This window comes from Streptomyces sp. JH34 (assembly GCF_029428875.1).
Classification (GTDB): Bacteria; Actinomycetota; Actinomycetes; order Streptomycetales; family Streptomycetaceae; genus Streptomyces.
This window is the reverse complement of sequence record NZ_JAJSOO010000001.1, coordinates 2,886,891-2,907,995: the sequence shown is the minus strand read 5'-3', so window position 1 is coordinate 2,907,995 and position 21,105 is coordinate 2,886,891. Positions and strand designations below refer to the sequence as shown.

Here is a 21,105-nt window from a genome sequence, read left to right as displayed (position 1 = left end):
GACAGCGTAAAGCGACAAGCATCACAGTGCGGTCTCGTGGGCGGTGCGAGGTTCCGTGGCACCGCCTCCCGTCCGTAACCTGGCGTCCCAAGGAACGGGGCGGGGACACACGTGGAACACGCACAGGGCACGGGCGCAGGGGTCGTACTGGCCGGACGGTACCGGCTGGGTGACGTCCTGGGCCGGGGCGGCATGGGCAAGGTGTGGCGCGCCCACGATGAGGTGCTCCACCGGACCGTGGCCGTCAAGGAGTTGACCGCGGGTCTGTACGCCACCGAGGCGGACCGGGCCGTGCTGCACGCCCGGACGCAGAAGGAGGCGCGCGCGGCGGCCAGGATCACGCACCCGGGCGTCGTCACCGTCCATGACGTCATCGAGTACGACAACCGCCCCTGGATCGTCATGCAGTACGTCGACGGGCCCTCGCTCGCCGACGCGGCCAAGGAGTCCGGCGAGGTCGAGCCCCGCGAGGCGGCCAGGATCGGGCTGCACGTGCTGAGCGCGCTGCGGGCCGCCCACGGCGCGGGAGTCCTGCACCGGGACGTGAAACCGGCCAACGTCCTGCTCGCCCGGGACGGGCAGGTCCTGCTGACCGACTTCGGGATCGCCGCGATCGAGGGCGACTCCACCATCACCCGGACCGGCGAGCTGGTCGGCTCCATCGACTACCTGGCACCCGAGCGCGTGCGCGGCGGCGATCCGGGCCCCGCGTCCGACCTCTGGTCGCTGGGTGCCACGCTCTACACGGCCGTCGAGGGCAACTCGCCGTTCCGCCGTACGTCGCCCATCTCCACCATGCAGGCCGTCGTCGCCGAGGAGCCGCCCCCGCCGGCGCGCGGCGGCGCGCTGGCGCCCGTGATCACCGCTCTGCTGCGCAAGGAACCCTCGGACCGTCCGACGGCCGAGGAGGTGGAGCGCATGCTGCTGGACGCGATGGAGGGGCGGAGGCCGCGTGCCGCGCAGGCGCACGTGCCGACACAGCGGCTCTCCGAGGACGACCTGCGCGCCTTCCCCACGCCGGAGGACTCCACGGCCCGGCTCCCTCAGCCCCAGCCGCAGACCCCGCTGCCCGTGCCCCCGTACACCGCGGCGTCCACCACGCGGCCCGGCCGGGGCCGGTGGCGCACCGTCCTCGTGGTCGTCGCCGCGGCCGCGGTGATCGGCGGGGCGGCCGGTCTCGTCGCGATCAAGGCGCAGGACCGGAGCGGAGGCACGACCGGGGGCGGGGTGGAGCAGAGCGCCACCGGCCCGGACCCCTCCGCCCCCGCCTCCGCGTCGGCCTCCGCCGTCGACGGTCAGGCGGGGGACGGGAACGACTCCGCGACGAAGGACATCCCCGACGGCTGGAAGCGGGTCACTGCCCCCGAGGGCTTCAGCATCGCCGTACCCGAGGGCTGGGAGCGGAAGGCGGACACCGGCCAGATCGACTACACCCCGGACAACGGCGCGCACAGCGTCCGCATCAGCCTCGACCCCGATCCGGACTTCGGTAACTCGTACGCGCACATGCGGAGCATCGAGAAGGACCTGTCCAGGCGCCTGCCGGAGTACGAACGTCTGACGCTGGAGGAGAACGTCTTCCGCGACCGCCCTGGCTCCCGCTGGGAGTTCACCTGGGTCGAGTCCAAGGACCACGCGGGGCCGCGCCACGGCATCGACCAGATGTACTTCGCGGAGACGGGCGGGCCGGAGTACGCGCTCTACTTGACCGGGCCCGAGGAGGACCGGGCGGAGAACCGGAAGATCTTCGAAACCATGCTGCGGAGCTGGGAACCGCCGGAGGAAACCGCCTGAGGGCCGGGAGCGGACCGACCGCCGGCCGAATTCATGATCTCCGGCTCCTGATCCCGCGAACGACGGTGGATCGCCCCTGATCAGCGGTTATGCCGCCAGTGATCACTGGCTGAATGGGCGGACGCCGCAGGAGTGTCCGGCGGGGTCTGTGAAAACCTGTTACCCACGGGTACCCAAAGTGCGCGGGTGGACATACTCTCGCCCTCATGACGGACTCGCAGGCACCCACGACCACCTCCGCCGCCTCCGGCAGCCGCGTCGGCACCAATCCCGTGGCCGCCGCCCCGGCGAACGCGCGCACCGCCGCCGACGTGGTGACACCCGAGGTGATCGCCCAGCTGACCCGTGACGTCGTGGGCACCGGCCGCACGGCCAACCACAGCCCCTTCACCGGGGAGAAGCTGGCCGACCTGCCCGAGTCCACGCCCGAGGACGTCCAGGCGGCCTTCGACCGCGCCCGCGCGGCCCAGCCCGCTTGGGCCGCCACGCCGGTCCGGGCCAGGGCGGCCGTGCTGCTCCGCTTCCACGACCTGGTCCTGCAGCGCCAGTCCGAGGTCCTCGACCTCATCCAGCTGGAGACCGGCAAGGCGCGGCTGCACGCCCACGAGGAGGTGCAGGCCGTCGCCGTGGCCGCCCGGCACTACGGGCGCCGGGCCGCGTCCTACCTCAAGCCCAGGCGGCACACCGGGGTCGTCCCGACCCTCACCAAGGTCACCGAACTCCGCCAGCCCCGCGGGGTCGTCGGCCAGATCGCCCCCTGGAACTACCCGCTCGAACTGTCCGTCGGCGACGCGCTGCCCGCCTTCGTCTCCGGCAACGCCGTCGTGATGAAGCCCGACACGGAGACCGCGCTGACCGCCCTGTGGGCACGTGACCTGCTGATCGAGGCCGGGCTGCCCGCCGAGGTGTTCCAGGTCGTCATCGGTGAGGGGCCCGTCGTCGGCCCCGAGGTCGTCAGCCGCGCCGACTACGTCTCCTTCACCGGCTCCACGCGGACCGGCCGTGAGGTCGCCCAGGGTGCCGCCGCCCGGCTCGTCGGGGTGTCCCTCGAACTGGGCGGCAAGAACGCCATGCTCGTCCTGGAGGACGCCGACGTGGAGAAGGCCGCAGCGGGCGCCGTCCGCGCCTGCTTCTCCTCCGCGGGGCAGCTCTGCATCTCCATCGAGCGGCTGTACGTCCACGAGTCGGTGGCCGACGCCTTCGTGGAGCGCTTCGCCGCCCGCACGAAGGCCATGCGGCTCGGCGGCTCCCTCGCGTACGGCGCCGACATGGGATCCCTCGTCGGCGAGCGGCAGCTGGAGACCGTCAGCCGGCACGTGGCGGAAGCCGTGGAGAAGGGCGCCACGCTCGTCGCGGGCGGCGTCGCCCGCCCCGACATCGGCCCGCTCTTCTACGAGCCGACGATCCTCGACGGTGTCGAGGCGCCCATGGCGGTGTGCGGCGAGGAGACCTTCGGGCCCGTCGTCTCCATCTACCGCTTCAGTGACGACGACGAGGCCGTCGACCTCGCCAACGCCACCCCGTACGGTCTCAACTCCAGTGTCTGGACCAGGAACGCCGGGCGAGGACACCGCGTCGCCGCGCGGCTGCGGACCGGCACGGTCAACATCAACGAGGGGTACGCACCCGCGTACGGCAGTGTCCAGTCGCCCATGGGCGGCATGAAGGACTCCGGGCTCGGCCGCCGGCACGGCTCCGAGGGCATCCTGAAGTACACCGAGGCCCAGACGGTGGCGCAGCAGAGGCTGATGCCCCTCGCGCCGGCCTTCGGGATGGACGACGAGAAGTACGCCGCCTTCATGACCCGCAGCCTCAAGGCGATGAAGGCCTTCCGGCTGCGCTGAGCCGCACCCCCCAGCGCCCCCATCCGCCCTTTTCGCACCGAGGAGAGCCATGTCCCAGGACAGCCATGCCCAGAACCAGGCCGGCCGGGCCGTTCCGGCCGCGGACGACGCCGCGTACGACTACGACGTCCTCGTCGTCGGCTCGGGCTTCGGTGGCGCGGTCTCGGCCCTGCGGCTGAGTGAGAAGGGATACCGGGTCGGCGTCCTGGAGGCCGGCCGCCGCTTCACCCGCGCGACCCTGCCCAAGAACTCCTGGGACATCAAGAACTACCTGTGGGCCCCGGCGCTCGGGCTGTTCGGCATCCAGCGGGTGCACCTGCTCGGAAAGGTGATGGTGCTGGCCGGCGCGGGCGTCGGCGGCGGCTCCCTCAACTACGCCAACACCCTGTACGTGCCGCCGGCGCCCTTCTTCGAGGACCGCCAGTGGGCCGGCATCACCGACTGGAAGGCCGAGCTGGCGCCGTACTACGACCAGGCGAAGCGGATGCTCGGAGTGCGGCTCAATCCGACCGTGACCCCGGCGGACGTCCACCTCAAGGCCGTCGCGGAGACCATGGGCGTCGGCGACACCTTCCACCTGGCGCCGGTCGGCGTCTTCTTCGGCGACGGGAAGGACGCCGACGGGACCGCGCGCGCGAAGCCCGGGGCGGAGACGGCCGACCCCTACTTCGGCGGCGCCGGCCCCGCCCGCAAGGCCTGCTCCCAGTGCGGCGAGTGCATGACGGGCTGCCGCCACGGCGCGAAGAACACCCTCAACGAGAACTACCTCCACCTCGCGGAGAAGGCCGGTGCCGTGATCCACCCGATGACGTCCGTCGTCGCGGTCACGGACGGCCCGGACGGGGGCTACCGCGTGTCGACCGTGCCCACGAACCGGCGGCGCAAGGCCGAGCCGACCGTACTGCGGGCCCGGAACGTGGTCGTCGCCGCAGGCACGTACGGCACCCAGACCCTGCTGCACACGATGAAGGACGAAGGGCTGCTGCCCCGGCTGTCGCCCCGGCTCGGCGAACTGACCCGGACCAACTCCGAGGGTCTGGTGGGGGCACAGACCAGCGACCACCGCTACCGCAAGAAGCACGGCACCGGTAAGGCGGACTTCACCCGGGGTGTCGCCATCACCTCGTCGATCCACCCGGATGAGAACACCCACATCGAGCCGGTGCGTTACGGCAAGGGCTCCAACGCGATGGGCGCGCTGACCATCCTCCAGGTGCCCTACAGCACCCACCGGGTGCTGGGCTGGTTCGGCAACGTGGCCAGGCACCCGTGGCTGATGATGCGGTCGCTGTCCAACCGGCGCTGGTCGGAGCGGACCATCATCGGCCTCGTCATGCAGTCCCTGGACAACTCGCTGACCGCGTACCGCAAGCCCGGCGGCCTCGGCAAGGGCCTGCTCACCGCACGGCAGGGCCACGGCTCGCCCAACCCGACGCAGATAGCCGAGGCCACCCAGGGCGCGACGCTGCTCGCCCAGGAGATCAACGGCTTCGCCGGATCGAACGTCGGCGAGCTGATGGGCACGCCGCTCACCGCCCACTTCCTCGGCGGCTGCCCGATCGGAGCCGGCCCGGAGGAAGGCGTCATCGACCCGTACCACCGGCTGTACGGGCACCCGGGCATCTCCGTGGTCGACGGTTCCGCGGTCTCCGCCAACCTCGGGGTCAACCCGTCGCTCACCATCACCGCGCAGGCGGAGCGTGCGATGTCCTTCTGGCCCAACAAGGGCGAGGCCGACCCGCGCCCCGCCCAGGACGCGGCCTACGAACGGCTCGCCGCGGTCGAGCCGCAGGCGCCCGCCGTGCCGAAGGAGGCCTTCGGCGCGCTGAGGCTGCCGTTCCTGGGGATCCCGGTGGTACCGCCGAAGGCGGCCGCGGAGGAGGCGTGAACGCGGGAACGCGAAGGGGCTGCACCCCCCTCCGAGTGCAGCCCCTTCACGTACCTGTCGGTGACGCGCCTACGCGGCGGCGTCACCGCTCTTGCGGCGCCGCACGACGAACATCGCGCCGGCACCGAGCACCACGGCCGCGCCACCCGCGAGGGCGATCACCGGAGTGGTGGAGGACGAACCGGTCTCCGCGAGGTTGCCGGTGACCTTGGCGGTGTCGCCGACGGGCTTCGTGTCGGGGACGGGGATCTTGCCGCCCTCCTGGGGCTCCGTGCCGCCGCCGCCGTTCCCGGTGTCGACGATCTGGAACTTGTAGGCGACGTCCTGGAAGCACGGCACGGCCTCGAGTTCGTCACCGAAGACGAGCCCGCCGCCGAGGCTGAAGCCGGCACCCACGGGGGCACTCGCCTCCACCTTGAGGCGCAGGTCGATGTCGACCTCGTAACCGGGCTTGATCGAGTCGGTCTCGCCGACGTAACCGGACGAGCTGCCCAGGTCCTCGATGTCCTCCCAGGTGCCGTCCGCCTCGTTGAGCGCCTGCAGCCGGACCTGCTTGGTGGTGAAGAGCTTCTCGCCTGCCTTGTCGGCGGCGGCGCCCGCGAAGAAGGCCACGTTCTTCACGGTCTTCTTCGAGTCGTTGTAGATGTTGAAGGTGAACCGGTCCCAGCCACTGCCCCGGGCGATCTTGCCGGAGAGGCCGTTGATGGACAGCTCCAGCGGGCGCGGCTCGCACTCGCCGAGCGGCTCGTCGTCGCCCTCGCCCTCGTCCTCGGTCTCCGAGGCGGTGGGCGTCGGCTTCGCGGACGCCGTCTCCGACTCGGTGGCCGTCGGGGTCGGAGAGGTGGTCCCGGGCGCGACACCCTCGGACGACTCCGTCTCCGACGGAGTGGTCGTGGCGGTCTGCGACGCGGACTCGGTGCTGTCCGGGGTCTCCGTGGCGGACGGTGTCTCGCTCGGGGTCTCCGTGGGAGCCGGCGAGGTCGTCTCGGTCGTCGTGGTCTCGGTCTCCGCGAACGCGGCCGGTGCCGAGAGCAGGACGACCGGGCCTATGACGGCGGTGGCGGCAGCGAGTGCCAGGGTGCGGCGAAGCTTCATCTGGGGCCTCAGCGAGTCCGTGGTACCGCGCGAGTTGCGGTACGGCGCGAAAAGAGTGAACGGGCCTGCCGTCGTGGGGCACGGAACGAGCCGGTGTGTTCGCCATGCATGACCTGTGAAGTGCGGAAACGGTTGTACTCGCTTTCACATAATCTTTATGTGGCGCTCGCCACACGCTGTCGCGCCGTGCTCATTTCGTGATCCTGTCCGGCGCAACTCCCGGCGCCGCGGAGCGGTCGAACCCTTACCGAGTCACAGCAGTCACACAGCTATGCCGATCCCCAGAGGTTCGCGATGACACGCCTTTCCCCGAGAACAGCGCTGCGCCGTACGGCAGGAGGCCTCGCCGTCGCAGGGCTGCTCGCCGCCGGCTCACTCGCCGGCGGCGCCCCGGCGCAGGCGGACGGCCCCGCCTTCACGCTCGGTGGCCCCGCCGAGACGGCCCTGCACCCCTACCCGGAGACCGGAACCCCCCAGAAGTCCTCGCTCGGGCTCACCGTCCACAACCCGGACCCGGACCCGGAGAGCACGGGATACGAGGGCGAGGTGACCTACACCCTCGACCTCGGCGGCATCGCCGGCATCGCCGAACTCTCTCCCGCGCAGGACACCGGAGCGGACTGCGAGATCACCGGGGACACGGCCGTCTGCCACGACCACGGCGTACACGCGGGCCTCAGCTCCGTCGCCGACTTCGACCTCGCGGCCGCCAAGGGCAGCAAGGACGGCGCCTCCGGCACCATCGAGGTGACCGGATCGGCGGACGGGGTCGCCTTCACACCCTTCGCGGCGAAGGTCACCATCGGCGGCCCCGACCTGGTCATGAAGCAGCTCCCCTTCGAGCAGCGGCTCCGGCCCGGCGACCTCCAGCCCGCACCGATCACCTTCACCAACAAGGGCACCACCGCCGCCGACGGCGTCCTGCTGACCCTCATGTACTCGCGTGGACTGGACATCCCCGAGCGCTACGCCAACTGCGAGTACAGCGGCGAGGCCGGGGAGGAGCCGTTCGAGGGCTTCGTCTGGGCCACCGCGCTGTGCTCGGTCCCGGGCTCCTACGAACCGGGCGCCACCTACACACTGGCGGCGCCGCTGTCCGTCGAGGCCACCGACCGCGCGTACCACGACACCTTCGTCTACCGCATCGACGAGGACGGCGCCGCGCAGCGCTCCGCGCAGCGCGCGGGCGCGCCCTTCACCAGGGGCACCGGCCCCGAACTGGCCCTGAGGAAGGTCACGGCCTCCGCCCGGAGCGCGGACCTCGATCCCCGGGACAACCAGCAGGAGGCAGACTTCCGTACCGAGAACACCGCGAACTTCGTGGCGGTCGGCAGCGAGACGGTCGGCGCCGCGGGTGAGACCGTCACGGTCGACATCGGGTTCCGTAACGACGGACCGGCCTGGATCGGCAACCTCCGGTCCGGCGAGCCCGTCGCCGCCTTCGACTTCACCGTCCCCGAGGGCGCCGTGGTCACCGGGAAGCCGGACTCCTGCCAGGGCGTGACGGCGGAGGGGAAGTACCGGGAGGACCGGACCGGCGCGCCCCGCTACGTCTGCGACACCTCGATGACCGTGCGCGACGGGGCCGAGGTCTCGTACCCGTTCGAACTGAAGATCACCGCTGTGGTCCCCGGCGCCGAGGGCGCCGTCCGGATCCGCGACCCCTGGCTGAGCGACCCCGGCCTGCCCTTCGACCCGAAGCCGGCCGACAACACCGCACAGCTGGTGCTCAACGGCGGCGACTCCGGCTCCGCGAACACGGGCGGCACGTCGGAGGGCACCACAGGGACGGGCTCGACCGAGGGGGGCGCCGGCGGTGACACGGGAGGTCAGGGCACGCAGACGTCCGGCACTCCGGGTACGCCGTCCGCGTCGGGTACGAGCGGGAACACGGGAGCGTCGGGCTCCGCGTCGACGGACACGGGCGGTGGCCTCGCCTCCACCGGATCGGTCGCGCTGACGGCCTCCGCCGCCGGGGCGGTCGCCCTGGCCGCCGGTGGTGTGCTGTACGCCACGACCCGGCGCCGCGCACAGCGGGTCTGAGGTCCGTCGTCCACGACACGGACCGGAGGCGGCCGGTCCCGGGCGTTCCCGGGGCCGGCCGCAGGGGTGACCGGACCGCTGTCCCCTGCCGACCGGTCACACACGCCGGGCCGTGGTCCCACGACGCACCTGGGTACGTCGCACGTCCCGGCGGAGCCACGCGTGGATTCCTGCCGATGCCGCCCCTGGCCGGCACGGACACCCGGACCAACGAAGCGGTCCCGGACCCGGTCACGCGCCGTACGGGTGAGTCGGGGCCCGAACGCGGGTGCGGCCGTTCAGCCTTCGCGCGCGTCGCACCCGGCTGCTCCCGTGCCTCGCACCCGGCCGCTTCCCGTATGTCACACCCGGCCGCGGCACAGTTCCAGCAGCGTCATGGCGAGGGCCGTTCCCGGCTTGCCGAGGGCGTCGCTGTAGTGGCTGAGGACCTCCATCTCCCGGGAGAGGTTCACCCGCCGGCCGCCGGACGTGATCCTGGCCTCCTGGATCACCGCCGAGACGGCCATCCGTTCCTGGACGAGGCCGATGATCCGGTCGTCCAGCGCGTCGATGCGGGCCCGGGCGCCCCCGATCAGGGACGCCGCCTCGTCGGTGTGCGCGCCGGTCCGCTCGGCGGCCGTCTTCGTGGGTGCGGTGCTGGTCATCTGTGACTCCCGGTGGGCTGAGGCCCCCGGAGCGACAGGCCCGGAACGCCAGAACGCCCCGGGCCTGTCGGCCCGGGGCGCCTTGGAGAAGTTGCTTGTCAGTTGCTCAAGCAGCACGACCATGGCAGCCGGCGGGCCGGGTGCCATAGGTAAAGACGAAGATCGTGTGCTGACGCATGGGGCAAGTATGACCCCGCCCGGGGCCCGGGTCCACGCAGGGCCCGGATGGTGAGACGGGAGCCCGGCGGGGCGATGTCCCACGGCCGGTAGAATTGGGTGGACCGACCCCTCTCCACCGCCGGAAGGCCGCCCCAGTGCCAGCAGCACCCCCCGCCGCCCCCGACACCGCGACCGACGTCGTCCTGGTTGTCGACTTCGGCGCCCAGTACGCCCAGCTCATCGCCCGCCGTGTCCGTGAGGCCCGGGTCTACAGCGAGATCGTCCCGTCCACCATGCCGGTGGCCGAGATGCTGGCCAGGAACCCCCGGGCGATCATCCTGTCCGGCGGCCCGTCCTCGGTGTACGCGGAGGGCGCGCCCAGCATCGACCGCGCGCTGTTCGAGGCCGGTGTCCCGGTATTCGGCATGTGCTACGGCTTCCAGATCATGGCCACCACCCTCGGCGGCACGGTCGACGACAACGGCGCACGCGAGTACGGCCGCACCCCCCTCGCCGTCTCCAAGGCGGGCTCCACCCTCTTCGAGGGCACCCCCTCCGAGCAGCCGGTCTGGATGTCGCACGGCGACGCCTGCTCCGCCGCCCCCGAGGGCTTCACCGTGACCGCGTCCACGGACGTCGTCCCGGTCGCCGCCTTCGAGAACGACGAGAAGAAGCTCTACGGCGTCCAGTACCACCCGGAGGTCATGCATTCGACCTACGGCCAGCAGGTCCTGGAGCACTTCCTCTACCGCGGCGCCGGCATCGAGCCGACCTGGACGACCACCAACGTCGTCGAGGAGCAGATCGCCCTGATCCGCGAGCAGGTCGGCGACAAGCGCGCGATCTGCGGCCTCTCAGGCGGCGTGGACTCCGCGGTCGCCGCGGCCCTCGTGCAGAAGGCCATCGGTTCCCAGCTCACCTGCGTGTACGTCGACCACGGCCTGATGCGCAAGGGCGAGACCGAGCAGGTCGAGAAGGACTTCGTCGCCGCGACCGGCGCGAAGCTGAAGGTCGTCGACGCGGAGAAGCGCTTCCTCGACGCCCTGGCCGGTGTGTCCGACCCGGAGCAGAAGCGGAAGATCATCGGCCGCGAGTTCATCCGCGTCTTCGAGCAGGCCCAGCTGGAGATCCTCCAGGAGGACGGCCCCGAGGTCGCCTTCCTCGTCCAGGGCACCCTCTACCCGGACGTCGTCGAGTCCGGTGGCGGCACCGGCACCGCCAACATCAAGTCCCACCACAACGTGGGCGGGCTCCCCGACGACATCGAGTTCCAGCTCGTCGAGCCGCTGCGCCAGCTGTTCAAGGACGAGGTCCGGATGGTCGGCCAGGAGCTCGGCCTGCCGGAGGAGATCGTCCAGCGCCAGCCGTTCCCCGGCCCCGGCCTCGGCATCCGCATCGTCGGCGACGTCACCAAGGAGCGGCTCGACCTGCTGCGCGAGGCCGACGCCATCGCCCGCGAGGAGCTGACCGCGGCCGGCCTGGACCGCGACATCTGGCAGTGCCCCGTGGTCCTGCTCGCGGACGTCCGCAGCGTCGGTGTCCAGGGCGACGGCCGCACCTACGGCCACCCGATCGTGCTGCGCCCGGTCTCCTCCGAGGACGCCATGACGGCCGACTGGTCGCGACTTCCGTACGAGACGCTGGCGAAGATCTCGACCCGCATCACCAACGAGGTCGCCGAGGTCAACCGCGTGGTGCTCGACGTGACGAGCAAGCCGCCGGGGACGATCGAGTGGGAGTGACCCCTGCTCCCTGAGGTCAATGCCGATGCCGTCGCTCATTCGTTTGGGCGGCGGCATCGTCGTATCCGCTGGGTACGCTGGCTGAGGAGACGAGACTCAGCCAGATGGGAGCCATCATGAGTGCCGCACCCGACGACGATCTGGCCGAGCACTACCACTACCCCGTCCCCCCGCCACAGGGCTGGGTGGCGGAGGATCTCGATCAGCTTCCGGACCTGCCGCGGCACACAGAGCTGATCGACGGGAGTCTCGTCTTCGTGAGTCCGCAGCGGAAGTTCCACACGCGCGTGATGTGGTTGCTGGAGAGGGCGCTGCTGGCGCACCTCCCGACCGGCCTGGACGTAGACCGGGAGATGAGCATCAGGCTCGACAGCAGCAACAGACCGGAGCCGGATCTGCTGGTCTACCGCGCTGAGGCGGACACGGGTCCCGATCAGACGTGGTACGCCCCGGAGGACGTCGTCCTGGCCGTCGAAGTGGTGTCGCCCGATTCCGTCGGCCGGGACCGTGACGTCAAACCACGGAAGTACGCGGCTGCTGGGATCGGACACTTCTGGCGGGTCGAGGCGAACGACGACGGCTTGCCCATCGTGTACGTCTACGAACTCGACCCCGCGCTCAAGGCCTACACGCCGACAGGAATCCATCACAACAAGCTCAGGCTGGATGTGCCGTTCCCGGTCGAGGCTGACCTCACGGAGGTCTACAACCGGGGCCGGTGACCGGGGGCGGTAAAACGCATGGCCCGTCGGGGAGCTGCCGTGCCAGGCTGAGGCGCATGTCAGCCGAAGAAGTCCGCGCGCTCATGTCCGCCCCCGGCAACGACAGCCTGATCTGGAACACCCCGCTGTCCGAGGCGCATGCCGCCCAGCTGATCGCCGCTTGCGCGCCTGCTCCCGGCGCGCGGATCGCCGACTTCGGCAGCGGCTGGGGTGAACTGCTGATGCGCCTGGTCGAAGCGGCGCCCGGATCCACCGGGGACGGTGTCGAGACGGACCCGGACGCCGTCGCGCGGGGGGTGCGGCTCGTGGAGGAGCGGGGGCTCGCCGACCGGGTGAGGTTCCACGAGGTCCCGGCGGCGGAATACCCGGGCGAGGACTACGACCTCGCCGTCTGCATCGGTTCCTCGCATGCCTGGCCCGGCGGCACCCCGGAGGCGCTGAAAGCCCTGAAGGCAGCCGTACGGCCCGGCGGGAGGGTGCTGTTCGGCGACGGGTTCTGGGAGCGCGAGCCCTCGCCCGCCGCGTTGGAGGGCCTCGGCGCGGAACCGGACGACTTCGGCTCGCTCCTGGAGCTGATCCGGCAGGCGGAGGCCGCGGGGCTCAGGGCGCTCCAGGTGACCGTCGCCGACCAGCGCGAGTGGGACCTCTTCGAGTCCGCGGCCAACATCGGGCGCGGGGAGCGCTGGGCGTCGGCCGACCCGGGGCACCGGCTGCACGCCGCGGTGACCGAGGCCGTCGACGCGCGCCGCACCGGGTACTACGGCGGATACCGGGGGACGCTGGGCCTGGCCTACCTCGTCCTCGGCGCCTGAGAATCGCACATTTAAGCGACGCGTGACCCCGGCCCGCCCCGATGCGGGGACAGCCCGCTCCGTACGGCACAATTCGCAGAAATAAGCGGCGAGTTGGTTCGATCAGGGTGGGAAAGGGCGGCGTTCTCCGTGGCGTTGGACGAGGCGAGGGCGAAAAGCACGCACGGCGGTGGCTGTACGTGCGGTGACTGCCCGCACGGAGCACGCGAAGGCCATCGGCGGGCCGTGGCCGCCTTCCTCACGAAGCGGGACGAACTCGCCGCCGGCCAGGGACTGCCGGGCGGAGTCGCCCAGTCCGTCTCCGCGTCCCGGCAGTGGGTCTCGGACGAGCTGACCGAATCGGCCCGCACGGTCGCCGAACGCAGCCGCGAGGCCGGTGACGCCTGGCTCCACACCCTCTGGCGGCGCACCCTGGCCGTGGTCTGGGCCGGTGTCGCCCTGCTGGTCGTCGGCGAGTCCGTCACCGCCATCGGCGCCGGCTGGTCCACGGCCCGCACCGCGGGCCTGATCGCCGCCTGCGTGACCGCGGGCCTGCTGACCGGTGCCGCCCGCGTCCACCGGGCCCGCGGCGGCCTCCTCGCCCCGCTGATCGGCGAGGACAACCGGCTCTCCACCTCGCGCACCGTCGCCGCCTCCTGGGTGCTGCTCGCCGTCTTCGCCGTGCTCGTCCTCGCGCTGCAACTGGCCGGGGCGTCCGACCACGCCGACCGCGACACCCTGATCGAGGGCCTGGACCTGGTCCGCTCGGCCGGCGTCCTGACCGTGCTCGCGCTGGTCTGCGCCGTCGCCGTCGTCGTACGCCGGGTGGTGACCGTGCGCGTGCTGTCCCAGCGGCTGCAGAAGCTCCGCGCCGACCGGCCGCGCGCCGCCGATCTGCTGACCGACGACTCCGGGCGCGGCAGCTTCACCGATGTGCAGTACGTGCTGGTCAGCACCGTTGCCGTACTCTTCGCCGCGGTCCGCCTGGCCCGCCGCCCGGAGCAGTTGCCCGACCTCCCGTGGGGCCTGGCCGTCCTGGTGGCCGTCTCGGCGGTGACGTACTTCGCCGGGAAGTACGCGGAGGGTGGCCGGCCGGTCATCCTGTCGGTCGTGCGGGCCAGGGAGGCCGGGGACCTCGACGCCCCGATCCGTACCGGCGACGACATCGAGATCCGCGGCGCGGGCTTCGTCCCGCCCGGAGCGGGCAGCCCCGACCGGCTGGCGCGGGTGGTCGTCAGGATCGGCCGGGTGCACGTGCACGTACCGCTCATCCCGGTCACCGGAGGCTTCGCCAACCCGGCGGACACCGTGCTCACCGTGCCCGTACCGGTCGAGGTCGAACCGGGCGCCGTGGAGGTACAGGTGGTCACGGCGGCGGGGGTGGAGACGAACTCCTGCGTCATCGATGTCATGGACTGAGCCGCACACCTGGTGAGCGGCCCCGAACCCGGCGTACGTATGGTCTGTCCGAAGGCCAACGGAAGGCGGAGCGGTGATGCACGGGTACAGGGGCGGTTCCTACGGACTGGACGAGCCCAGGAGTCTCAGGGACCGGGCGGGGGAGTACGCACTCCTTCCCCTGCGGATCTTTCTCGGCGTCACCTTCGTCTACGCGGGGCTGGACAAGCTGACCGACGGCGCGTTCCTGTCGGCGAACGGGGCGGGTTCGATCGGCGAGATGATGCACGCCGTACGCGACAGCGCGGCGATCCCGGGCCTCGTCGACCTTGCGCTGAAGAGCCCCTCGGGCTTCGGTTACGCCATCGCGATCGGTGAACTCCTCGTCGGCCTCGGCACCCTGGCCGGTCTGTGGGCCCGGCTCGCGGCACTCGGCGGGGCGCTGATCTCGCTGAGCCTGTGGCTGACGGTGAGCTGGCAGAGCACGCCGTACTACTACGGCAACGACCTGATCTACCTCATGGCCTGGCTGCCGCTGCTTCTCGCCGGCGCGACCTACTGGTCGGTGGACGCCTTGCGGGGCGGGCGGCGCCCCGGGCGGATCTGAGGACACCGGGCCCCTGCTGACGGGACATCCGCCGGCACTCAGGGCGCCCTGGTGGAACCACTGTGCGAGGGCTCACGGGCCGCCGCTCCCTCCGCCGCCGTCCTCCGCGCCGCGCGCCGTCGCCGCGCGCGGTAGCTCACCCACGTCACCGTGGCCGCAAGCCACAGTCCGCCGAGGAACACGGCGGCGAAGTACGTCCACGGTGCGTTCCACGCACCTGCCGCGTCCGCCGCGTAGCCGCCCGCCAGGGTGAGCATGACGAGGCCCGCCACCGCGCGGCCCGGCCGGAACTCATGACGCGGCACGGATGACCTCCAGTTGTCCGATTCCGGTCCCCATGCCCAGTTCGAGGGTTCCGGCGGGCTTGCTGTTCTCCGCGGGGCCGATGGTGCGCCGGATGTGCCGGTCGGGGGCGATGTCCACGTCCTTGCGCCGGTCCGTGGGGAGCCGGATGTCGCCGAGGCCCGCTTCGGCGTCCACCTTCACCGTCACCCCCGCGGGCACGACGACGAGCGCGCGGCCCGCCGCGACCTGGACGCGGGTGCGCAGGGTCTCGCCCTTCGGCACGGTGATCCGGGAGAGGTCCAGCTTCGCGATACCGGTGTTGACCTTGTACTCCGGCCGGACCGTGGCCACCGACGCGGGACGCCACTCCTTGCGGACCCAGTCGGTACCGATGTCCCGGGGGATGGCGGAGGCACCCGCGAGCAGCCCGGCCGTGATCATGGCCAGCACGATCGTGCCGAAGCCGGTCCTGCCGACGACGGACGCGATCAGCAGGCCCAGGCCGAACACCCCCAGGGCGGCGGCGAGTCCGATCTGCAGACTCGTCCCCAGCGGATGGGTCTCCCAGCTCAGCCCCGTCCCCAGGCCGCCCGCGACCATGGCGAACAGGAACACCAGGCCGGCGATCGAGCGCGGGCCCCGGGTGCCCTGCACGCGGTGGGGAGGGCGGAACGGGTCGTCCGGAGTCGCCCTGCGCCCGCCCGGCTCCGCCGCCTCGGAGACCGCGTCGGCGGGGCCCCACAGATAGCCGGTCCCCGCCGGGCCGGTCGTGCCGTCCTTGACGATCGGATCCCGCCACCAGGACGGGCTGCCCGGGGAGGGCGGCGCCTTCACCTCGGGGGGTGCCCCGTGTCCGGCGGTGTGCGCCGCGCTCTTCGGGGTGTACGCCGCCGTGCCCGGCGCTTCCTCGGGGGGCACGGTCCGGCGGTGCTGCGTCCAGACGGAGAAGCCGACCACGGTCAGCGACAGCATCGCGGCGAAGGCGAGCATCCCGCCGTTGTGCAGCATCGACAGCAGCAGCCCGCAGCCCACCAGGGCCAGCAGCAGCGCGACGAGGGAGGCGCCTTCGACCCGGCCCGAGAGCAGTCGGCGCGCCTCGTTCCCGTCCTCGCCCTCCACCGGGAGGAGCAGCCACGCGAAGCCGTAGAAGATCAGGCCGACGCCGCCCGTCACCGCGAGGACACCGAGCACGATCCGGAAGATCACCGGGTCCACGTCGCAGTACCGGCCGAGCCCGCCGCACACCCCGGCCACCACTTTCTGCCGCGGACTGCGCTGCAGCCGCGGTCCCGGCTCGGGGGGCGGAGCGACGCCGGGGGAGGCGTCCTGGGGAACGGTCATGGGTCCATGGTGACGGCCCGTACGCCCTCGTGGGGCCCCCGACGACCCTGGCCGATCCCTGATATTGCCTCCCGGAGGTCCCCGGGGGCCCGGACCGCACGGCAGCCGGGCCCTCAGGGTCGAGTCCGGGCAGACCCTGATGCCACGACCCGCCGGAACGTGTGACGATCGGTGCATGCCAGCAGCCACGACCCGAGCCCCGAGCTCCCACGCCCCGGACCCGGAGGAGCCGGCGCCGCGCAAGCTGTACCGCAGCGCCGACGGACGGATGCTCGGCGGCGTCGCGCGCGGACTGGCCGGCCATATGGGACTGCCCGTCGTCTGGGTCCGGTTCGTCTTCCTCGGACTGTTCTTCGCGGACGGCCTGGGCGCCCTGCTCTACGCGGTGTTCTGGATCGTCGTGCCGCTCGGGGTCGGCGGGGTCGGCGGAGCCGGCGGGGTGGATCGGTCCATCTTCGAGACCGCCCCCGACGGGCGGCGCAGACTCCGCAAGCCCGACAAGGGCCAGGTCTTCGCGCTGGTCGCACTGCTCGTCGGCGCCATGATCTTCGTCGGTAACGTCGACATGGGCAGCAAGGCGGACCGTTACGTCTGGCCGGCGCTGCTGATAGGCGCGGGCTCCGTCCTGGTGTGGCGCCAGGCGGACAACGCGCGACGGGCCCGCTGGATGGAGGCCGGACGCAGTCGCAGGGTGCTGCACCTGGCGCGAGGACTCGCGGGCGTCGCGCTCGTCGGCCTCGGCCTCGCCGCCTTCATCGTGGTGCGGGGCTCGGCGGCCCAGCTCGGTACAGCGCTGACCGCCGCCATCGCCGTGCTCACCGGAATCGCGCTGCTCGCGGGCCCCTATCTCGTACGGATGACGCAGGACCTCTCCGAGGAACGCCTGATGCGCATCCGGGCCCAGGAACGTGCCGAGGTCGCCGCCCACGTCCACGACTCGGTCCTGCACACGCTCACCCTGATCCAGCGCAACGCGGACGACGGCGGCGAGGTCCGCAGGCTCGCCCGCGCGCAGGAACGCGAGCTGCGCAACTGGCTGTACGACCCCTCGGGTACGGGCAAGGACGAGGACGACGAGCCCACGAATCTGGCCGAGGCGGTCAAGCGTGCCGCGGCCGAGGTCGAGGACAAGCACGGCGTCCCGCTGGAGGTCGTCGTCGTCGGCGACTGCCCGCTCGACGAGAAGCTGGCGGCCCAGATGCAGGCCGCACGCGAGGCGATGGTCAACGCCGCGAAGTACGGTGGCGAGGGCGGCGCCGTCCAGGTCTTCGCCGAGGTGGAGGGCCGCACGGTCTTCGTCTCCGTACGGGACCGGGGGCCTGGATTCGACCTGGACGCGGTACCGGGCGACAGGATGGGCGTACGAGAATCGATCATCGGCCGGATGCAGCGCAACGGCGGTACGGCGCGGCTGCGTTCGGTGCCCGGCGGGGGCACGGAAGTCGAGCTGGAGATGGAGAGGGCGAGCCAATGACCGAGAACACCGAAGCGACCGGGGGCCCGGAGCGCCGGGTACGGGTCGTGCTCGTCGACGACCACCGCATGTTCCGCACCGGGGTCCAGGCCGAGATCGGCCGCACCGAGGAGACCGGGGTGGAGGTCGTCGGCGAGGCCGCCGACGTCGACCAGGCGGTCACCGTGATCACCGCGACCCGGCCCGAGGTCGTCCTCCTCGACGTCCACCTCCCCGGCGGCGGCGGCGTCGAGGTGCTGCGGCGCTGCGCCCCGATGATGGGCGCGGTCGAGAACCCGGTGCGCTTCCTGGCGCTGTCCGTCTCGGACGCCGCCGAGGACGTCATCGGGGTCATCCGCGGTGGCGCCCGCGGCTACGTCACCAAGACGATCACGGGTAGTGACCTCGTCGACTCCGTCTTCCGGGTCCAGGAGGGCGACGCGGTGTTCTCCCCGCGGCTGGCCGGCTTCGTCCTGGACGCGTTCGCCTCGACGGACGCCCCGCCGGTCGACGAGGACCTGGACCGGCTGACGCAGCGCGAGCGGGAGGTGCTGCGGCTGATCGCCCGGGGGTACGCGTACAAGGAGATCGCCAAGCAGCTGTTCATCTCGGTGAAGACGGTCGAGTCCCACGTCTCGGCGGTGCTGCGCAAGCTCCAGCTCTCCAACCGGCACGAGCTGACCCGGTGGGCGACGGCCCGGCGGCTGGTCTGAGCCGCGCGCACGCTCAGGCGGGGGCGAGAGAGATGTTGAGCTTCTCGCCGGTCCTGCGGTAGCCGATGGACGCGTAGATCCGCTCGACGTCGGGGCCGCCCGGCTCCAGCCACACGGTGTCGAAGCCGCGGTCGAAGGCGGTGCGGGTCAGCCAGGCGGAGAGCGCCGCGCCGACGCCCCGGCGGCGGAAGGCGTCGGCGACGGCCAGGCCGGCCAGTTCGCCGATTCCGTCCGCCGGGGCCGAGCAGCCGCCCGCCCCGGCGGGCAGGCCGTCCACGGTGGCGAGTGCCGAGACCCCGCCACCCGCCGTCGCCCCGCGGAGCCACGCGATCTCTCCGTCGTCCGGACCGCCCGCGCCGCCGAATCCCGTGTGCTGCACGGATGCCGCGGTGATGAACTCCGTGTCGGTGACGGGCTCGGCGACCCGGAGGCCGTCCACCGGTTTCGGCGGGACGAGGCCTTCAGGGGCGCAGGCCATGACCGGTGCGCGGTTCTCCACGGTGAAACCGGCGGCCAGCAGGGCCGGTTCGACGGCCGGAGCCCAGGCGGGCAGGAATTCCAGCCGGGGCAGCCGCTCGTGTTCGCGGAAGGCCGCGACCAGGTCGCCGATGTCCCGCGCGGTGGGCTCGGCGTGGCGGTCGGGGATGGCGTAGTTCGCGAACTTCAGGTCCCAGCCCGGGTTGTGGCGCACGGTGAACGGCCCCACCCGGTAGTGGTCCGGGGAGCGGAGGGCGAGGGTGCGCGCGTAGTTCTGAATGGCGGTGTCCATGGGCCCGAGAGCCTAGGCGACGCGGGTCGCTCCGGCGAAAGGCATTTCGGAGATCGGCGCGATACGTACGGGCGCTCCGGGGCGCGGGGCGTGGATCATCTGCCCACCGCCGATGTACAGCCCGACATGGGTGACCCCCGGGTAGAAGAACACCAGGTCCCCCGGCGCCAGTTCGGAACGCGACACGCGCTGACCCGCGTTGATCTGTGTGTAGGTCGTCCGGGGCAGGGAGATGCCCGCCGTGCGCCAGGCGGCCTGGGTGAGCCCGGAGCAGTCGAAGGAGGAAGGCCCGGTGGCGCCCCAGACGTACGGCTTGCCGAGGGCCCCGTACGCGAAGTCGACGGCCTGGGCCGCGCGGGCGTCGGGGGCGGCCACGGAACCGCGCGGGGTGCTCCGGTCGGCCCGCACGGCACTGCCGCCGTGCGCGGCGTCGGCCGAGCGCTCGTAGGCGGCGCGCTGGTCGGCGGTGAGGGTGGCCAGCAGCTTGCGCGCACCGGCGAGCTTGGTGCGGACGGCGTCCTTCTGCTTCTTCAGCTCGGCCTGGCGGGACGTGAGGACCGCCAGCTCGTCCTGGGCCCGCGCGCGGAGCCGGGCGATGTCGCCGATCTGCCTGCGCACGCCGTTGATCGCACCGGCCTGGCGGTCGCCCGCCCGGTCCTCGAAGGAGGCGCGCTCCAGATACTCGTCCGGGTCCGAGGAGAGGGCCAGCCGCACGGCCGGGTCGATCCCGGCGCCGCGGTACTGGGCGGTCGCGTAGGAGCCGAGGGCGTCGCGTGCGGTGTTGAGGCGCTCGGTCCTGCGGGCGGCCTCGTCACGCAGGGCGTCCAGGGACTTCTCCGAGGCCGCGGACTGTTCCTTCGCGCCGTTGTACTTCTCGGTGGCCACCTCGGCGTCGTGGTAGAGACGGTCGACCTTGGCCTCGACCTGGGCCGTGGTGAGCTGGGGGTCGGCCTGTGCGGCGCCTTCGAGGGCGGTCGCGGTCGCCGCCCCGGCCAGGGCGAGGGTGGCCGCCGTGCGGGCGGCGGGCCCGGTGAACAGGCGCTGCCTGGGCTTGCGGTGAGCGGCTTCTCGATGGGCGGCCACGGGGGTGGTGCGTCCTTCCGTTCGACTGCCCGGCGGTGGGTGCCGCGGGCCCGCCCGGGTCCGGCGGCGGGTCACCACAGGGGGGAGTGGACCGCCGCCGGACTCCGGCGGGGAGACCGGGGTGCCGCCCCGGTGCGGGGGCGGCGATGGAGATCCGGTCACCTGGGAGGGACGCTAAACCCGGCACAGAGGGAAGAGGCGTAATGACAGCTATTGCCCTCATGTGCTGTTTCGTTTCCGTCGGATGACAGGAAAATTCAGCCGGAGTCCGGCAATTCGTGCAGACCAAGGGGCAACTCATCGGTAAGTCGTACCTGGCCGAAGAGTGGTGATATGGCCGCGGTTAGGCTGCGGCCATGGACGTACTCATCAATGTCTTCGTGGCCTTGCACATCATCGGTATCGCCTCCCTGCTGGGCGGCTTCCTGACGCAGATGAAGGCCATGGGGGCGGGCGAGGCCCGCTTCGTCCCGGCCATGCTGCACGGTGCGCTCACCATGCTCGTCACGGGTGTCGCCCTGGTCGGGCTCAACCAGGCCGACGACCAGAGCGTGAACAACATCAAGATCGGCGTCAAGCTGCTGGTCCTGATCGTGATCCTGGCGCTCGTCTACGTGAAGCGGGACGACGAGAAGGTGGACAAGGGCGCGTTCGCCGCGGTCGGCGGACTGACGGTCGCCAACATCTTCATCGCCACGCTCTGGACCTGAGCGGCGGCGGTCGCACGGAGGAGG

General features: G+C 72.0%; 18 protein-coding genes. 12 read left to right on the top strand and 6 right to left on the bottom strand.

The window, feature by feature from the left end; translation table 11 throughout:
* Nucleotides 1-111 precede the first annotated feature (111 nt).
* The 3 genes from LWJ43_RS12615 to LWJ43_RS12605 all read left to right on the top strand — a co-directional run bounded on the left by LWJ43_RS12615 (nt 112) and on the right by LWJ43_RS12605 (nt 5,526).
* Nucleotides 112-1,794, top strand: coding sequence for a serine/threonine-protein kinase (locus tag LWJ43_RS12615; protein WP_277332380.1), 1,683 nt, complete (start codon nt 112-114; stop codon nt 1,792-1,794).
* 206 nt (nt 1,795-2,000) lie between these two features.
* Nucleotides 2,001-3,638, top strand: coding sequence for a succinic semialdehyde dehydrogenase (locus tag LWJ43_RS12610; RefSeq protein ID WP_277332379.1), 1,638 nt, complete (start codon nt 2,001-2,003; stop codon nt 3,636-3,638).
* A gap of 49 nt (nt 3,639-3,687) precedes the next feature.
* Nucleotides 3,688-5,526 carry a GMC oxidoreductase gene (locus LWJ43_RS12605; protein WP_277332378.1) on the top strand — a complete coding sequence of 613 codons (1,839 nt, stop codon included), beginning with the start codon at nt 3,688-3,690 and terminating at the stop codon, nt 5,524-5,526.
* A 69-nt stretch (nt 5,527-5,595) separates the two neighbouring features.
* Here the strand turns inward: LWJ43_RS12605 and LWJ43_RS12600 are convergent, their stop codons facing one another.
* Nucleotides 5,596-6,621: an LAETG motif-containing sortase-dependent surface protein gene (locus tag LWJ43_RS12600; protein WP_277332377.1), complete on the bottom strand. Its 1,026-nt coding sequence runs from the start codon at nt 6,619-6,621 to the stop codon at nt 5,596-5,598.
* A 294-nt stretch (nt 6,622-6,915) separates the two neighbouring features.
* Here LWJ43_RS12600 and LWJ43_RS12595 point away from each other — a divergent pair, with 294 nt between their 5' ends.
* Nucleotides 6,916-8,664, top strand: a complete 1,749-nt coding sequence (locus tag LWJ43_RS12595; protein ID WP_277332376.1) for a COG1361 family protein — start codon at nt 6,916-6,918, stop codon at nt 8,662-8,664.
* Nucleotides 8,665-9,005: 341 nt separating this feature from the next.
* On the opposite strand, the gene LWJ43_RS12590 is transcribed toward LWJ43_RS12595, so the two are convergent.
* Nucleotides 9,006-9,308: a chorismate mutase gene (locus LWJ43_RS12590; protein WP_277332375.1), complete on the bottom strand. Its 303-nt coding sequence runs from the start codon at nt 9,306-9,308 to the stop codon at nt 9,006-9,008.
* A gap of 314 nt (nt 9,309-9,622) precedes the next feature.
* On the opposite strand from LWJ43_RS12590, the gene guaA reads away from it, so the two are divergent.
* From guaA to LWJ43_RS12565, 5 genes are all read left to right on the top strand, one after another.
* Nucleotides 9,623-11,209, top strand: a complete 1,587-nt coding sequence (gene guaA / locus LWJ43_RS12585; protein WP_277332374.1) for a glutamine-hydrolyzing GMP synthase — start codon at nt 9,623-9,625, stop codon at nt 11,207-11,209.
* Nucleotides 11,210-11,325: 116 nt separating this feature from the next.
* Nucleotides 11,326-11,931 (top strand): Uma2 family endonuclease, encoded by a 606-nt coding sequence (locus LWJ43_RS12580; RefSeq protein WP_277332373.1) that lies wholly within the window; start codon nt 11,326-11,328, stop codon nt 11,929-11,931.
* Nucleotides 11,932-11,987: 56 nt separating this feature from the next.
* Nucleotides 11,988-12,743, top strand: coding sequence for an SAM-dependent methyltransferase (locus LWJ43_RS12575; protein ID WP_277332372.1), 756 nt, complete (start codon nt 11,988-11,990; stop codon nt 12,741-12,743).
* Nucleotides 12,744-12,872: 129 nt separating this feature from the next.
* Entirely contained in the window at nt 12,873-14,141 is a 1,269-nt protein-coding gene (locus LWJ43_RS12570; protein WP_277332371.1) for a hypothetical protein, read from the top strand.
* A gap of 76 nt (nt 14,142-14,217) precedes the next feature.
* Nucleotides 14,218-14,727 carry a DoxX family protein gene (locus LWJ43_RS12565; protein ID WP_277332370.1) on the top strand — a complete coding sequence of 170 codons (510 nt, stop codon included), beginning with the start codon at nt 14,218-14,220 and terminating at the stop codon, nt 14,725-14,727.
* A gap of 38 nt (nt 14,728-14,765) precedes the next feature.
* On the opposite strand, the gene LWJ43_RS12560 is transcribed toward LWJ43_RS12565, so the two are convergent.
* Both LWJ43_RS12560 and LWJ43_RS12555 read right to left on the bottom strand, forming a co-directional pair.
* Nucleotides 14,766-15,032, bottom strand: coding sequence for a hypothetical protein (locus tag LWJ43_RS12560; protein ID WP_277332369.1), 267 nt, complete (start codon nt 15,030-15,032; stop codon nt 14,766-14,768).
* Nucleotides 15,019-16,353, bottom strand: a complete 1,335-nt coding sequence (locus tag LWJ43_RS12555) for a PspC domain-containing protein (RefSeq protein ID WP_277332368.1) — start codon at nt 16,351-16,353, stop codon at nt 15,019-15,021. Before LWJ43_RS12555 ends, LWJ43_RS12560 begins: the two co-directional genes overlap by 14 nt.
* A 175-nt stretch (nt 16,354-16,528) precedes the next feature.
* On the opposite strand from LWJ43_RS12555, the gene LWJ43_RS12550 reads away from it, so the two are divergent.
* On the top strand, nt 16,529-17,827 hold the full coding sequence (locus LWJ43_RS12550; RefSeq protein ID WP_277332367.1) for an ATP-binding protein: 1,299 nt from the start codon (nt 16,529-16,531) through the stop codon (nt 17,825-17,827).
* A complete protein-coding gene (locus LWJ43_RS12545; protein WP_031096516.1) occupies nt 17,824-18,519 on the top strand; it encodes a LuxR C-terminal-related transcriptional regulator in 696 nt (231 codons plus the stop codon). The genes LWJ43_RS12550 and LWJ43_RS12545 overlap by 4 nt, the downstream gene beginning before the upstream one ends.
* 13 nt (nt 18,520-18,532) lie before the next feature.
* On the opposite strand, the gene LWJ43_RS12540 is transcribed toward LWJ43_RS12545, so the two are convergent.
* Both LWJ43_RS12540 and LWJ43_RS12535 read right to left on the bottom strand, forming a co-directional pair.
* Nucleotides 18,533-19,288, bottom strand: a complete 756-nt coding sequence (locus LWJ43_RS12540) for a GNAT family N-acetyltransferase (protein ID WP_277332366.1) — start codon at nt 19,286-19,288, stop codon at nt 18,533-18,535.
* A 12-nt stretch (nt 19,289-19,300) separates the two neighbouring features.
* Nucleotides 19,301-20,371, bottom strand: coding sequence for a C40 family peptidase (locus tag LWJ43_RS12535; RefSeq protein WP_277332365.1), 1,071 nt, complete (start codon nt 20,369-20,371; stop codon nt 19,301-19,303).
* 356 nt (nt 20,372-20,727) lie between these two features.
* On the opposite strand from LWJ43_RS12535, the gene LWJ43_RS12530 reads away from it, so the two are divergent.
* A complete protein-coding gene (locus LWJ43_RS12530; protein ID WP_014154518.1) occupies nt 20,728-21,081 on the top strand; it encodes a hypothetical protein in 354 nt (117 codons plus the stop codon).
* Nucleotides 21,082-21,105 lie beyond the last annotated feature (24 nt).